Genomic DNA, 13,679 nt, shown 5'->3' with positions numbered 1-13,679 from the left:
CGCTACCTCTAGGTGGAAAGGCTGCTGCCGTGCTCCCGCCTTCGGAGATCCGCTGTATGGCCACCCTGCTTCCCAACGTGCAGCAGACCTCCGCCGGAGCCGCATACCCCGAGCAAGCCTGGCTGCAGCTCGTGCAGGCACAGGTGGAGGCCGCGCTCACCCAGCTGTTCGAGCTGCCGGACGAACAAGGCCTGGACGCACGTTGGACACAGGCGCAGGCGCAGACGCGGGCCTACGCGCTGCGGCCGGCGAAGCGGCTGAGGCCCGCGCTGGTGCTGGCGGGGCACGGGCTGGCGCGCGGGAGCACCGCGGTGCCGCCGGGGCTGTGGCGCTTCGCCGCCGGGCTGGAGCTGCTGCACACGTTCCTGCTCATCCACGACGACGTGGCGGACCAGGCGGAGCTGCGCCGGGGCGGGCAGGTGCTGCACCGGATGCTGGCCCCGGGCCGTCCGGGGGAAGACCTGGCCGTGGTGATGGGGGACCACCTCTTCGCGCGCTCGCTGGAGGCGATGCTGGAGTCGGGCATGCCGGGCGCGTCGCGCGTGGCGCGCTACTACCTGGGCGTGTGCCGGCACACGGCGGCCGGGCAGTACCTGGACCTGGACCTGGCGCGCGTGCCGCTGGCGGAGGTGACGCTCTTCCAGACGCTGCGCGTGGCGCACCTCAAGACGGCGCGCTACGGCTTCTGCGCTCCGCTGGTGTGCGGCGCGATGCTGGGCGGCGCGGATCCGCTGCTCCAGCAGGGCCTGGAGCGGGTGGGGCGCTCGGTGGGGCTCGCGTACCAGCTGCGCGACGACCTCATCGGCCTGTACGGCGACGCGTCCGTGGCGGGCAAGGCGTCCGACGGCGACTTCACGCAGGCCAAGCGCACCTTCCCGGTGGTGGCCGCGTATGTGCGCGCCACGCCCGAGGGCCGCGAGGAGCTGGAGCGGCTGTGGGCGCTGCCGGTGGAGTGCAAGGACGAAGCGGCGCTCGCGCGCGCCCGGGAGCTGGTGGAGCACTTCGGTGGCCGTGCGGCGTGCGAGCGCGCGGTGGAGCGGGCGTCGCGCGCGGCGCGGCGGAGCCTGCAGGCGTTGCCCAACCCCCATGGCATGAGGGATCTGCTGGACGCCCTCATCAGCCGGCTCGCGCGTCGCGCTTCCTGAGGACACCGTCATGAGCGCACAAGGCAAGCGGGTGGTGGTGGTGGGCGCGGGGGTGGGAGGTCTGGCCGCGGCGGCGAGGCTCGCGCGGCAGGGCTTCGACGTCCAGGTCTTCGAGAAGACGCACGGCCCCGGCGGCCGGTGCAACCAGCTCCAGGTGGACGGGTTCACCTGGGACGTGGGCCCCACCATCGTGTTGATGCCGGAGGTGTTCGAGGAGACCTTCCGCGCGCTGGGCCGCCGCATCGAGGACTACCTCACGCTCATCCGCTGCGACCCGAACTACCGGGTGCACTTCCGGGACGGCTCCGACGTCACCTTCACGTCCGAGCTTTGCACCATGGGCCGCGAGCTGGAGCGCGTGGAGCCCGGCAGCTTCCAGCGCTACCTGGCCTTCATGGCGCAGGGGCGCGACCAGTACCGCATCAGCCTGGACCACTTCGTGGGCCGCAACTTCAACGGCGTGCGCGACTACTTCTCCCCCGGGGTGCTGGCCAAGATCTTCAAGGCGCGCGCGCACCGCCGCATGTACGCGGACGTCAGCCGCTACTTCCAGGACGACCGGCTGCGCGCGGCGATGACGTTCCAGACCATGTACCTGGGCGTGTCCCCCTTCGAGTCGCCCGCGGTGTATGGCCTCTTGCCCTTCACCGAATTGGGCGTGGGCATCTGGTTCCCCAAGGGCGGGCTGTACGCCATTCCCCTCGCGCTGGAGCGGCTGGCGCGCGAGGAGGGCGTGACGCTGCACTACGGCCGTCCGGTGGAGCGCATCCTCACCGAAGGCGGCCGCACCACGGGCGTGCGGCTCGTCGGCGGTGAGGTGGTGGCCGCGGATGCCGTCCTGTGCAACGCGGACCTGCCGTACGCGTACGAGAAGCTGCTCGACCCGAAGGACGCGCCGTTCAAGCGCGGGGAGAAGCTTCGCTTCACCTCCAGCGGCTACATGCTCTACCTGGGCATGAAGAAGCGGGTGCCGGGCCTCTTGCATCACAACGTGATGTTCGGCCGGGACTACGCGGGCTCCTTCGACGACATCTTCCAGCGCTTCCGCGTGCCGGAGGACCCCAGCTTCTACGTCAACGTGCCCACGCGCACGGACCCCTCGCTGGGGCCGGAGGGGAAGGACTCGCTCTACGTGCTGGTGCCGGTGCCGCACCAGCACCCGAACCTGGACTGGAAGGTGGAGGGCCCGAAGGTGCGCGCGAAGGTGTTCCAGCGTCTGGCGGAGCTGGGCTACCCGGACCTGGAGGCGGACATCGAGGTGGAGCGCGTCTTCACCCCGGATGACTGGGCGGGCACGTACAACCTGGCGCGCGGCAGCGCGTTCGGGCTGGCGCAGAACTTCTTCCAGATTGGACCCTTCCGTCCGGCCAACGTGGACCCTCGCGTGAAGAACCTCTTCTTCGTGGGAGCCTCCACGCAGCCGGGCACGGGCCTGCCCACGGTGCTCATCTCCGCGCGGCTCGTCACCGAGCGGCTGATGGCGTGGGCTCACCAGCAGGGCGTGGCGCTGTCGCCGCGCGAGGGCGCCCCGGCGGCGGTGGAGGTGGCGGCATGAGCGGCACCGCTTCTCCGGAGCTCATCGCCCGGGGCTACCAGCGCGCGCGGGTCGTCACGCGCCACCACGCCAAGAGCTTCTTCTTCGCGTCGTACCTCCTCTTCGGCCAGCGGCGGAAGGCGGCCTTCGCGCTGTATGCCTTCTGCCGGCGGCTGGACGACCTGGTGGACGCGGGCGAGAGCGCGCTGCCGGGCGAAGCGCCCATGTCCCTGGCGACGCGGCTGGCCCGGGCGCGCGAGCGCGTGGCGGAGGTGTACCTGTCGCTGCCGGAGCTGGCGTCCCAGGAGCTGGGCCCGCCGTCCGCGCGCCAGCCCTCCGCGGACGCGCCGTCGCCGTGGGACCCGAGCGAGTTCGCGGCGCTGCGCCACACCATCCACCACTACCGCATCCCCGAGCAGCCCTTCCAGGACCTCATCTCCGGCATGGAGATGGACCTGACGAAGCAGCGCTACGACACCTGGGAGGAGCTGGACCTCTACTGCTACCGGGTCGCGGGTGTGGTCGGGTTGATGCTGACGCCGGTGCTGGGCTGCGAGGACGCTCGCGCGGTGGAGCCGGCGGCGGACCTGGGCCGCGCGATGCAGCTCACCAACATCCTGCGCGACGTGCGCGAGGACCTGGAGCGCGGCCGGGTGTACCTGCCTGCGGAGGAGCTGCGCGCCTTCGGCATCACCGAGGACGACCTGCGCGCGGGCCGGGTGGACGCGAAGTGGCGCGACTTCATGCGCTTTCAAATCGAGCGCGCGCGGGCCTACTACGCGCGGGCGGCGGCGGGCGTGCACTACCTCACCGGCTTCGGCAGCCAGCGCATGGTGCGGCTGATGGGCGCCATCTACGGCGACATCCTGCGCGACATCGAGGCGCGGGATTACGACGTGTTCAGCGGCCGCGCGCACACGACGACGGGGCGCAAGCTGGCGCTGACGGCGACCGTCTTCCTGCGGCCCCGGGCCGCGTTGCCGGAGGCCCCGCTGGCGCTGCCGGTTTCGCCCGCACCGGTGCCGCTGTTGCCCACGGGCACGGGAGGTCCGCGATGAAGGCGTCGCGCGTGGCGGTGATTGGCGGCGGGATTGGCGGGCTGACGGCCGCGGGCCTCCTGGCGAAGGAGGGCCACGCGGTGACGCTGTTCGAGGGCGGTCCGTCCCTGGGCGGCAAGGCGCAGGCGGTGACGGTGGAGGGGCTCACGCTGGACACGGGGCCCACGCTGCTCACGTTGCCGGCGCTGGTGCGCAGCACCTTCGAGCAACTGGGCGCGCTGGACCTCCTGCCGCCGTTCACGGAGCTGGAGCCGCAGTGCACCTACCACTTCGCGGACGGGTGCGGCTTCACGGCGTACAAGGACCTGGAGCGCATGGCGGAGAGCGCCGCGGAGCTGCGCCCCATCGAGCGCAAGGGCGTGCACTCCTTCTACGCGGAGGCCGCGGCCATCTGGCGCGCGGCGGGCGAGCCGTACCTGGAGGCCCCCTTCGAGGGCATGGCCGGCTTCATGGCGCGCGTCGCCCGCCGGGGCATCGGCGCGATGCTGGCGGGGATGAAGCTGGACACGCTGCACACGCTGGCGGCGAAGCACTTCCAGACGCACCACCTGCGGCAGTACGTGGGCCGCTTCGCCACCTACGCGGGCGGCTCTCCGTACGCGTCCAGCGCGGCGTTCGCGCTCATCCCGCACATCGAGCACGCGTATGGCGTGCACCACGTGCGCGGCGGCATCGGCGCGCTGGTGGAGGCGCTGGGGCAGGCGGTGCGGCGGCTGGGCGTGACGGTGCACCTGGACACGCGCGCCCGCTTCGAGCGCGTCTCCGGGGGCTACCGCGTGGACCCGGCCGGCGAGCTGTTCGACAGCGTGGTGGTGAACGCGGATCCGCTGGCGTCGCTGCGCCGCGAGTCGGAGCCGCTGTCGCTGTCCGGCTTCGTGCTGCTGCTGGAGGCGGAGGGCCGGCCGTCGGTCCCGCATCACACGGTGATGTTCGGCGGGGACTACCGCAAGGAGTTCGATGAGCTCTTCACAGGACAGCTCGCCGCGGACCCCACGGTGTATGTCTGCAACCCGTCCGCCACGGACCCGGGCATGGCGCCGCTGGGCCGCACGGGGCTGTTCGTGATGGTGAACGCGCCGGCCATGCCGCTGGAGGAGGGCAGGGCGGAGCAGGCGCGCCGGGACTGGGAGTCCAGTGCGGAGCGCGTGCGCGAGCAGATGTTCGAGAAGCTCATGCGTCACTACCCGGCGTTGAAGGGGCGGGTGCGCGTGGTGGGGCAGCGCTCGCCGGTGGACCTGGCGGCGCGCGGGGCTCCGGGCGGTTCCATCTACGGCTTCCTGCCGCACGGCCGCTTCGGCCCGTTCCGCAGGCCGCGCATCCGGGGCGGCACGCCGGGGCTGTTCTTCGCGGGCGGCGGCACGCATCCGGGCGGCGGGGTGCCGCTGGTGATGCTGTCGGGCCGGTTCGCGGCGCAGCTGGCGTCCGCGCACCTGCGGGAGGGCGCATGAAGTCCGTCCTCGCTCAGAGCCTCCTGTCCGGCGCGGCGGAGTCGTGCGCGCTGCCTGCGTTGCCGGACAGCCCGGGGGCGTACCGCTGGTTCTACGCGGACGTGACGGCCGGGCCGTACAGCGCGGTGTGCATCTTCATGCTGGGGTCGTTGTTCTCGCCGCGCTACTCGGTGGCGGCGCGGCGCGGAGGGCACCCGCTGGCGTACAGCGCGGTGAACTTCGCCCTGTACCACCAGGGTGTGCGCAAGTTGTGGGTGCTGAGCGAGTACCCGCGCGTGGAGCTGCAGGGGCCGGGGCGCCTGCGCATCGGCCGCTCCACGTTGACGCACGCGGTGGACGGCACGGTGCGCATGGACGTGGACGACGGGACGGCGCCGTGGGGCCGCCCGGTGCGCGCCAGCCTGACGTTGCGGCCGATGACGGGGCGGGGCGCGGAGGTGCAGCTCATGCCGGGCCTGCCGCACTACTGGCAGCCCCTGGCGCCGCGGTCGGAGGCGACGCTGGACGTGTCCTCGCTGGGGCTCAAGGCCGAGGGCCTGGGCTACCACGACACGAACCACGGCCAGGAGCTGCTGGGCTCGCGGCTGTCGGGCTGGCACTGGGCGCGCACGCACCACGCGAACCACACGGTGGTGGACTACCACCTGCCGGACGGCGTGGCGCCGCTGCGCATGATGGCGGGACCCAACGGCGTGGTGTGCGAGCGCGGCCCGAAGCCGGAGCTGCGTCCGACGAGCCTGACGGGCTGGGGGCTGCGGGTCCCCGCGAGGCTGCACGCGGGCAACGAGGGGGTGGGCGAGCCGCGCCTGCTGGAGTCGTCGCCCTTCTACGCGCGGCTGGAGGCCAGGCGCGACACGCTGGACACGATGGGCGAGGTGGCGGACTTCCGCCGCTTCCACTCCCCGTTCATCCGCTGGATGGCGCACTTCCGCACGCGCGTGGGGAGGACGGCATGAACGCGCTCGGCCTCTTCACGCTCGGGTGGGCGGCGCTGGCCGGGGGCTTCAGCGCGGTGGCGCTGGCGCGGCTGTCTCGCCGTGCGCCCGTCGCGGGCGCGGGCTCGCTGCCGTCCGTGCTGCTCCTGCGCCCCGTGGACGCGCCCACGCCGCAGGAGCTGGACAACCTGGAGCTGCCCATCAACTACGCGGGCCCCCTGGAGCAGGTGGTGCTGTCGCCCTACCGGCCCCGGCTGGCGGAGGGCGTGCGCTGGCTTCCGAGCGACCCGGTGTGCCCCAACCGCAAGGTGGGCCACCTGCTCTACGCGCTGCAGACGCTGGACGTGCGCGGACGCGTGGTGCTCGCGGTGGACGCGGACGTGGCGGTGACGGGCGCGCTGGTGGAGGGCCTCGCCTCTCCGCTGGTGGCCGGCGCCGCCTTGAGCACCGCGGCCCCCACGCCCGTGGGCGCGGTGGACGCGGCCGGCCGCGCCATGGCGGGACTGCTGCGCTACACGCACCACAGCTTCCGCGCGCTGCATGCGATGAGCGCGGGCGCGCAGGCCGTGTGCGGCAAGGCGCTCGGGCTTTCACCGCGCGCGGTGGAGGAACTGGTCGGACTGTCGGACCACATCGGCGAGGACCTGGAGCTGGCGAAGCGGCTGCACGCGCGCGGCCTGGACGTGGCGCTGAGCCCCGCGCCCGCGTGGGTGCCCGTGGCCAACGGGACGTCCTGGCGCGTGCCCCTGGAGCGCTTCACGCGCTGGATGCAGGTGCTCGCGAGCCACCGGCCCGGCCTGTACCCCACCGTGCCGCTGCTCTTCACGCCCACCGTGCCGCTGGTGCTCCTGGCCGCGTGGCTCCATGAGCCCGCCGTGTGGCTCGCGGTGGCGGCCCTCGTCGCCGTGCGCACGCTCCTGTCGCTGCGCCTCGCCGCGCTGAGCCGCGTGCCCGCGGAGGCGGACTCGGGCCACGCGCTGACGGACTGGGTCCAGGGAGAATTGCTGCTGCTCGCGGCCTTCGCGGCCTCGCTGACGCGGCAGGGACGGGTGACCTGGCGCGGCCATACCTACGCGCTGGAGGCAGGGGGACGCATGAGCCGGGTGGCGCCGCGGTGGAGTGGAGGCCCGGGATGACCTACGCGCGCTTCCTGGGCATCTTCGTCGTGCTGCCCATCCTGTTCCTGCTCGTGCGCTACCGCCGCACGCTGTCGTGGCGGGGCCTGGCGCCCATGGCCATGCTGCTCGTCGTCGTCTACGCGGCCACGTCGCCGTGGGACAACATGGCCGTGAAGTGGGGCCTGTGGGGCTTCGACCCGGAGCGCATCTGGGGCGTGAAGCTGGGCTACCTGCCGCTGGAGGAGTACCTCTTCTTCGGCCTCCAGACCCTGCTCGTGGGCCTGTGGGCGCGCGACCGGCTGGAGCGCGTGCTGACGAAGAAACCCCAGGCCGTGTCGCGGGAGCAGAAGCCCGTCCGCGCGGAGCGGACCCTGGGACCCCGCGAGGTGTCGCCATGATGGAAACGCGCTGGGCGTACCTCATCCACCTGCTGGCGTGGACGCTGCCTGTGATCGCGATCCAGCTGGCGGTGCTCGTGAACCACTACAAGGCCCGCGCGGGAGAGGTCTTGCGCGCGGTGCTGCCCCCCGCGCTGGTCGTGGGCGTGTACCTGTCCATCGCGGACCACCTGGCCATCTCCACCGGCATCTGGAACTTCGGCGAGGGACGCCACGTGGGCGTGTACGTGGGCGCCGTGCCGCTGGAGGAGATCCTCTTCTTCCTCATCACCAGCATCCTGGTGTCGCTGGGACTCGCGCTGTTCACGGCGCTCCTGCGGCTCAAGGAGGCGCGGGCGTCTTGATCCGCGCGGCCAAGGGTGGGCCCTTCGGGTGGGCGGTGGACCGGTACATCGGGTGGAAGGTCCGCTCGACGTTCCGCGGCCTGTGGGTGCGCGGCGAGCTGCCCTCCGACGGCGTGGGCCGGCTCGTCTACCTGAACCACAGCAACTGGTGGGACGGCTTCGTGCTGCACCAGCTCTGCCAGGTGGCGGGCTGGGACGGCTACTGCCTCATGGACGAGGAGAACCTGCGCCGCTACCCCTTCCACACGAAGATGGGCGCGTTCAGCATCCGCAAGCAGGACGCGATGTCGTCCTTGTCCTCGCTGCGGTACGCGAAGGAGCTCTTGCGCAAGCCGAACGCGGCGGTGTGTGTCTTTCCGGAAGGGGAGCACCGGCCCTTCGGCGTCCACCCGCTCCAGTTGGAGCGCGGCGTGGAACTGCTGGCCCGGGCCGCGAAGGCGGAGTGCGTGCCCATCGCCATCCGCTACGCCTTCTTCGAACACGAGCGGCCGGACGTGTTGCTGGAGGTCGGCGCGCCGCACGAGGCCGGGCCGCTCGCGCGCTTCCAGAGCGGCCTGGAGTCGGTGGTGCGGCGGGTGTCCGAGGCGACGGGCCTGGAGGGCTTCACTCGGAAGGTGGCGGGGGCGCGCGGCGTGGCGGAGCGCTGGGACCGCGCGCGAGGCCTGGGCCCATGAGTCTGCGCATCCGCACCATCGCCCGGCTCACCGGCATCCGCGAGGCCACGCTGCGCGCCTGGGAGCGCCGCTACGGGTTCCCGCGCCCGGAGCGCAGCGAGAACAACTACCGCGTCTATTCACGCGACGAGGTGGAGGCCGTCCGCCGGGTGGCGAAGCTGATGGAGGAGGGCCTCTCGGTGAGCGAGGCCATCGCCCAGGTGCGCGACGAACCCGCGCGCACCCTCCCGCCGGAGCCGCCGAGGCTGGAGCGCTTCTGGACGGCGGTGATGATGCTGGACGCGGAAGGGGCGGACGGGGTCCTGTCCGAGGCCCAGGTGGGGCTGGACGCGACCGCCTATTGCGACACCGTCCTCATCCCGCTGCTGCGGGAGATGACCTCCCGCCTGGACGTGGCGCGCGAGCACATGGCGTCCGCGCTGGTGCGGCAGCGGCTGCGCATGCTGCTGGCGGGGATGGAGCGCGTGGGCGACGGGCCTCGGGGGCTCCTCGCCTGTCCGGCGAAGGACCACCACGAGGGGGGGCTCCTGGCGCTGGGCGTGCATCTCAAGGCGCGGGGCTGGCGGGTGACGCTGCTGGGCGCGGACACGCCCGCGGAGGCGCTTCAGGGGGCGTGCAGGCAGTTGCGCCCGGACGTGGTGGCGCTGTCGTTCATCCGCCGGCGGGATGCGGAGGATTTCGTCACCGTGTTGTCCGAAGTGATGCATGCGTGCGCGCCCGTGCCGGTGGTGGTAGGCGGACCCGGCGCGCGCGAGCACCTGAAGACGCTGTTCACGCTGGGCGCGCAGTACGCGGAGTCCGCGGAGGAACTCATCGCGGTCTGGCAACAGGCGCGAAACGCGCAGAACCGACCTTGAAGCACGCACACCATGGCTGAGCGCACCTATCGCATCCACATCGCCGCGGAGCTGTCGGGGGTCCGCGTGGAGCTCATTCGCGCCTGGGAGCGCCGCTACGGGGTGCTGGTGCCCGAGCGCACGCCCGCGGGCTACCGCGTCTACACCGACCGCGACGTGGCCCTGCTCAAGCGGCTCAAGGCGCTGACGGACGAGGGCGTGGCCATCAGCGAGGCGGCGAAGCTGCTGCCCCAGCTGCGCGCGGAGCTGGAAGCGCCACCCCCGCCGGCCCGAGAAGCCACGGACGACCGGCCCGGCCCGCAGCCGGACGCGTGGCGCGCGGCGGTGATGGCCGCGGCCGAGGCGTATGACCAGCCCCGCGTGGCGCGCATCCTGGACGAGGTGCTGGCCTCGCTGCCGCCGCTGAAGGCCTTCGAGGACGTGCTGGTGCCGGTGCAGCGCGAGGTGGGCGAGCGCTGGCACGCGGGAGCGCTGTCGGTGGCGCAGGAGCACCTGGTGACCCAGGTGGTGCGTGAGCGGCTGGTGAGCCTGCTGCACGGCGCGCCCCGGGGAGGGCGCAGGCACGCGGTGCTGGCGTGCTTCCCGGAGGAGGAGCACGAGATTGGCCTGCTGGGCGCGGCGCTGCGGCTGCGCCACGCGGGCCTGCGCGTGACGCTGCTGGGGCAGCGCGTGCCCGCCGAAGGGCTGGGCGAGACGGTGGCGCGAGCAAAGCCAGACGTGGTGGGCCTGTCCGCGGTGATGAACCGGGGCGCCACGGTGTTCGAGGACGTGCTCACGCGCCTGAGGGACGCGCTGCCGAAGGACCTGCCCCTCTGGGTGGGAGGCCCCGCCGCCCAGGCGCACGCGGACATCTGCGAGCGACTGGGCGTGAGGCTCTTCCTCCACGAGGACGACTGGACGCGGCTGGTGGGCTGAGCGGTTCTACTCTTCCAGGGGAAGGGTTCCGTTCTTCCATGCGCGCAGGGTCATCGCCGCACTCACACTCAACAGCGTCGGCGGCGGCTCCGACAACAGGGCAAGCGCACGTTCTGCCTCGCTGGGCGCGAAGCCCAAGGCGGCCGTCGCGGCCCAATACCGCGTCCCTGGCTCCGGATCGGTCAGCAATACCAGCAGGCACTTCTCCGCATCGGGCCCACGGGTACGCAGCTCTTTCCTGACGGCGGCCGCGTGCTTGTACTCCTTGTTGGCGGCGCGAGTATTGAGCGCGTTCAATAAATGACCGTGTTTCGCTGAAAGCTCGTGAAAGCGCGCGATCAACTCTTCCAGCGTCAGCGTCTTGAGGTCCTTTGTCTTCATGGAGAGATGGCGAGCGCGGCGCCCGACAAGGAGGGGTTCACGGGAGGCCCCTCCGCTATTCCGGATCCAAGTCCCAGACGCCTTCTCCCCATCCGTTCAACGTCTGCTGGGCGCCGAAAGCAACGAGCCCTTCTCCTTTCGCAGCCTCCTCCAGCACTGCTCTGGCCTCTGCGGTGCGGTAACGGAGCAGGAAGGCAGCAGCCGTGGCCCTCACGTCTATCCTGGGGTGCTTCAGGAGGATGCAAAGCGCCTCTCTTCCTTCATTACCTCGGGCACGGAGTTCATCAAAAGCCGCGATGTACCGGTCTCCGTGTTTGTCCTCGGGATCCGCACCCACCTGGAAGATCGCGTCCGTCTGTGCCGCGACGTTCTCGGCGAACTCCCTGACCAGTCCCTCCAGAGTCATCGCCAGACTCCCTTCTTGATGTTTTCAATGGCGAGCAAACCGAAATCGCGTTGGGCTGCGTACGACTGCGTACTCAGCCACTCTCGAATGGTCAGGACGCGTGAACGAGTGATGAGAGGGTACTTCCTGGAATAGAACGCGCTGACCATGTCGTGAAGCGCCTTGTCCAGGGCGATGACATTCTCGGTGTTGTGTATCGCTTCAGGTCCGAACTGACGAACATTCCCCTCTGTCTGCTCGACGACGTGGTGCCACTCGCTGTTCGGGCCTGCTCTTCCTCGCGCCTTCGTCATGCCCCGGTGTGTCTGCCAGGCCTTGTGTCCAGAGGAGGCGCTCCCACCGCCGCGAGTTCCACTCGATGACATCGCGACCGCGCCCGGCGCGAGGCTGAACGTGAAGCCGTCCGCGGCGATGGCGACGGACTCGACCTGTCCCACGGCCGCGTAGACCACGCCGGCTTCCGCCTCGGCCCGGACCGCGGCCTGGGCTGCCCCTGGCAGGCCCGGGAGTTTCGCCCCAAGCGTCGCGCCCGTGCTTCCGATGGCCGCCGTCGCCAGCACCACGAAGGCCCGCGCCGCCTGCCGGCCCATCACCTTGCCGAATCGCTCTCCCGCGCCGCGCAACTCGTCGAACGTCAGCGCCGCGTCCGACTCCACCATCAGGTACCGGAAGCCCTGGATGAGTGCCCAGAACGTGTCGATGCCCACGTAGGCGATGAGCCCCGCCGAGATCACCGCCGCCACGCCCTTCGTCGCGGGCTCAGGTACCGTCCAGAGCAGCGCATACGTGGCCGCTGTCCACAAAGCGGCCTGCATCAGCGCCTCGGGATTCGCCATGTCCTTCACGGCGTCCCACAGCTCCTCCAGCACGGCTCCCTTCGCCAGCGCGAGCGCCAGGGCGAAGCGCGCGTCTCCTGTGATGACCGGGCTCTCCTTCAGCAGGCCCAGACAGTCACCGGCCCGTCCGGTCCGTCCGCACCAGCGCAAGTAGGCGCGGGTCAGCTCCTCGTCGGGCCGCGACGGCTCGGCGGACAGGTGCTCACCCGGCCCGAGTGGCGTGATGCGGCGGCGCTTCACGTCCACCAGGTACGAACCGCTCCGGGGCTCCACCTCGAACAGACGCCGGGCGGCTTCCTGGGCACGGGGCGACAGGCGGATGTCCCGCGCCAGCCTCGCCACGGATTCCTTTAGCGCTTCCTCATCCAGCGTGACGCGCCCGGCGGCTCCAGGCGCGCGGGGCACCTGGACGACAGGCGCACCGCGCCCCGTGTCGAGCCGGACGACCTTCGTCGCACCGCTACACCCGGCCAGCGCCCAGAGCAGGGACAGCACCAGCCATGGAAGCCGCATCAGGAACTCCAAGCGCATGCCCTTGCCCCTGCGAACCTACCGCTGAGGGTCCTCCCTCCGTGCGCACCTTGGACCGCAGGGCCTCCCACAGCATCGCGTGGTTGAGCAGGATGCCCTCGATGCCATTCCGGACACTCTCGGAGTCCAGCGCCTCCCGTCAAGCAGGGGGCCATGGTGAGCACCCACGTGGTGCGTTCACCGATCGAGGCCGCCGAGAAATCCGGCGCCGAAGCTCTGAATCCGGCGTCAGAAGGTATCTGCGATCTTTGCAAGCTCCCTCGGCAGAAGTCCCCTGAGAGTGACTCCCGGAAGCTCAGGAGGCGCGGCATCCTGGCCTTGCGGAATCACAACTGCAACGGACCCCTGAGGCCGCCCAGGCGCACGCGGACGTCCGCGAGCGCCTGGGCGTGAAACTCTTCACTCATCAGGACGACGGGACGCGGCTGGCGGGCTGAGCGCCCGCGGGCGTCACGGCCGGCAGAGCGGGGGCAGCGAGCGGGCCAGGCCCACCGCCGAGTCCACCTGCCCGAGCGCCACGGTGAAGGCCTGCTGCGCGGCACCGGGGTTCCCCGCCAGCAGCGAGGTGGTGGCGTCGCGCAGGCTGCTGATGCCGGAGGTGGCCGTGGCGAGCGGAGCGCGGAGGTCCGTCGTCAGTGCCGAGGGCGTCAGCAGCGCCACCGCCGCTTCGGCCTGGGCGACCGCCAGGAGCGCGGAGGTGTTCTGCTGGGTGGCCGCGAGGATGGTGAACAGGTTCAGCGTCGTGAGGGCATTCCGGGTGGTGTCCGCCGCGGTCTGCGCCGCGTTCACCGCGGTGGCGACCGCCGTGATGGCCACGGCTTCGGTGGAGTCCGTGTTCACGCACTGCAAGGACTGCGCGGAGGCCGGCGCGACGTAGAGGGCCACGGTCAGCACGGCAGCGGACAGCCAGTTCGTACGGGTCGTCATGGGCGGGGGTGCGCGTGATGGTGGACACCGCCCCTCCTCCGGAGACAGCGGGACGGGGTCCACCGGCCCGCGCGGGCGGGTGGGGGTTGAGGGTGGGTGAAGAATTACAGCCGGAGGGTAGGGAATAACTGGGGCTGACCCTCGCGTCCGTCAATCAATGACAGACTTCGGG

At 71.5% G+C, this 13,679-nt stretch carries 15 protein-coding genes; 11 read left to right on the top strand and 4 right to left on the bottom strand.

From position 1 onward, the window contains the following. Nucleotides 1–56: 56 nt before the first annotated feature. The 11 genes from AABA78_RS22810 to AABA78_RS22760 are packed head-to-tail and all read left to right on the top strand — an operon-like array spanning nt 57 to nt 10,426. Nucleotides 57–1,145, top strand: coding sequence for a polyprenyl synthetase family protein (locus AABA78_RS22810; RefSeq protein ID WP_338265710.1), 1,089 nt, complete (start codon nt 57–59; stop codon nt 1,143–1,145). Between the two features lie 10 nt (nt 1,146–1,155). Continuing rightward, nucleotides 1,156–2,700: a phytoene desaturase family protein gene (locus tag AABA78_RS22805; protein ID WP_338265708.1), complete on the top strand. Its 1,545-nt coding sequence runs from the start codon at nt 1,156–1,158 to the stop codon at nt 2,698–2,700. Beyond that, complete coding sequence (locus AABA78_RS22800; RefSeq protein ID WP_338265706.1) at nt 2,697–3,737, top strand: phytoene/squalene synthase family protein; 1,041 nt, start codon at nt 2,697–2,699, stop codon at nt 3,735–3,737. The genes AABA78_RS22805 and AABA78_RS22800 overlap by 4 nt, the downstream gene beginning before the upstream one ends. Beyond that, nucleotides 3,734–5,185 (top strand): phytoene desaturase family protein, encoded by a 1,452-nt coding sequence (locus AABA78_RS22795; protein ID WP_338265704.1) that lies wholly within the window; start codon nt 3,734–3,736, stop codon nt 5,183–5,185. Before AABA78_RS22800 ends, AABA78_RS22795 begins: the two co-directional genes overlap by 4 nt. Then, nucleotides 5,182–6,141, top strand: coding sequence for a carotenoid 1,2-hydratase family protein (locus AABA78_RS22790; protein WP_338265701.1), 960 nt, complete (start codon nt 5,182–5,184; stop codon nt 6,139–6,141). Before AABA78_RS22795 ends, AABA78_RS22790 begins: the two co-directional genes overlap by 4 nt. Beyond that, on the top strand, nt 6,138–7,256 hold the full coding sequence (locus tag AABA78_RS22785) for a glycosyltransferase (RefSeq protein WP_338265698.1): 1,119 nt from the start codon (nt 6,138–6,140) through the stop codon (nt 7,254–7,256). Before AABA78_RS22790 ends, AABA78_RS22785 begins: the two co-directional genes overlap by 4 nt. Further along, nucleotides 7,253–7,636 carry a lycopene cyclase domain-containing protein gene (locus AABA78_RS22780; RefSeq protein WP_338265697.1) on the top strand — a complete coding sequence of 128 codons (384 nt, stop codon included), beginning with the start codon at nt 7,253–7,255 and terminating at the stop codon, nt 7,634–7,636. The genes AABA78_RS22785 and AABA78_RS22780 overlap by 4 nt, the downstream gene beginning before the upstream one ends. Continuing rightward, nucleotides 7,633–7,980, top strand: coding sequence for a lycopene cyclase domain-containing protein (locus tag AABA78_RS22775; RefSeq protein WP_120560322.1), 348 nt, complete (start codon nt 7,633–7,635; stop codon nt 7,978–7,980). Before AABA78_RS22780 ends, AABA78_RS22775 begins: the two co-directional genes overlap by 4 nt. After that, nucleotides 7,977–8,654 carry a lysophospholipid acyltransferase family protein gene (locus AABA78_RS22770; protein ID WP_338265693.1) on the top strand — a complete coding sequence of 226 codons (678 nt, stop codon included), beginning with the start codon at nt 7,977–7,979 and terminating at the stop codon, nt 8,652–8,654. The genes AABA78_RS22775 and AABA78_RS22770 overlap by 4 nt, the downstream gene beginning before the upstream one ends. Next, the gene (locus AABA78_RS22765; protein WP_338265692.1) at nt 8,651–9,511 is read left to right on the top strand and encodes a MerR family transcriptional regulator; all 861 of its coding nucleotides are present in this window, start codon (nt 8,651–8,653) and stop codon (nt 9,509–9,511) included. Before AABA78_RS22770 ends, AABA78_RS22765 begins: the two co-directional genes overlap by 4 nt. A gap of 12 nt (nt 9,512–9,523) precedes the next feature. Next, nucleotides 9,524–10,426, top strand: a complete 903-nt coding sequence (locus tag AABA78_RS22760; protein WP_338265690.1) for a MerR family transcriptional regulator — start codon at nt 9,524–9,526, stop codon at nt 10,424–10,426. 6 nt (nt 10,427–10,432) lie between these two features. Here the strand turns inward: AABA78_RS22760 and AABA78_RS22755 are convergent, their stop codons facing one another. The 4 genes from AABA78_RS22755 to AABA78_RS22740 form a co-directional block, all read right to left on the bottom strand. Further along, nucleotides 10,433–10,807 (bottom strand): DUF2019 domain-containing protein, encoded by a 375-nt coding sequence (locus AABA78_RS22755; protein ID WP_338265687.1) that lies wholly within the window; start codon nt 10,805–10,807, stop codon nt 10,433–10,435. Nucleotides 10,808–10,862: 55 nt separating this feature from the next. Continuing rightward, nucleotides 10,863–11,213 carry a DUF2019 domain-containing protein gene (locus AABA78_RS22750; protein WP_338265685.1) on the bottom strand — a complete coding sequence of 117 codons (351 nt, stop codon included), beginning with the start codon at nt 11,211–11,213 and terminating at the stop codon, nt 10,863–10,865. Beyond that, nucleotides 11,210–12,562 carry a SitA5 family polymorphic toxin gene (sitA5, locus tag AABA78_RS22745; RefSeq protein WP_440588512.1) on the bottom strand — a complete coding sequence of 451 codons (1,353 nt, stop codon included), beginning with the start codon at nt 12,560–12,562 and terminating at the stop codon, nt 11,210–11,212. Before sitA5 ends, AABA78_RS22750 begins: the two co-directional genes overlap by 4 nt. 468 nt (nt 12,563–13,030) lie before the next feature. Beyond that, nucleotides 13,031–13,507 (bottom strand): hypothetical protein, encoded by a 477-nt coding sequence (locus AABA78_RS22740; protein ID WP_171420344.1) that lies wholly within the window; start codon nt 13,505–13,507, stop codon nt 13,031–13,033. Between the last annotated feature and the right edge of the window lie 172 nt (nt 13,508–13,679).

Origin of the sequence: Corallococcus caeni, assembly GCF_036245865.1 — a bacterium.
Taxonomy (GTDB): domain Bacteria; phylum Myxococcota; class Myxococcia; order Myxococcales; family Myxococcaceae; genus Corallococcus; species Corallococcus caeni.
The sequence above is the reverse complement of the archived record's forward strand: the minus strand, read 5'-3'. Positions and strand labels throughout refer to the sequence as shown.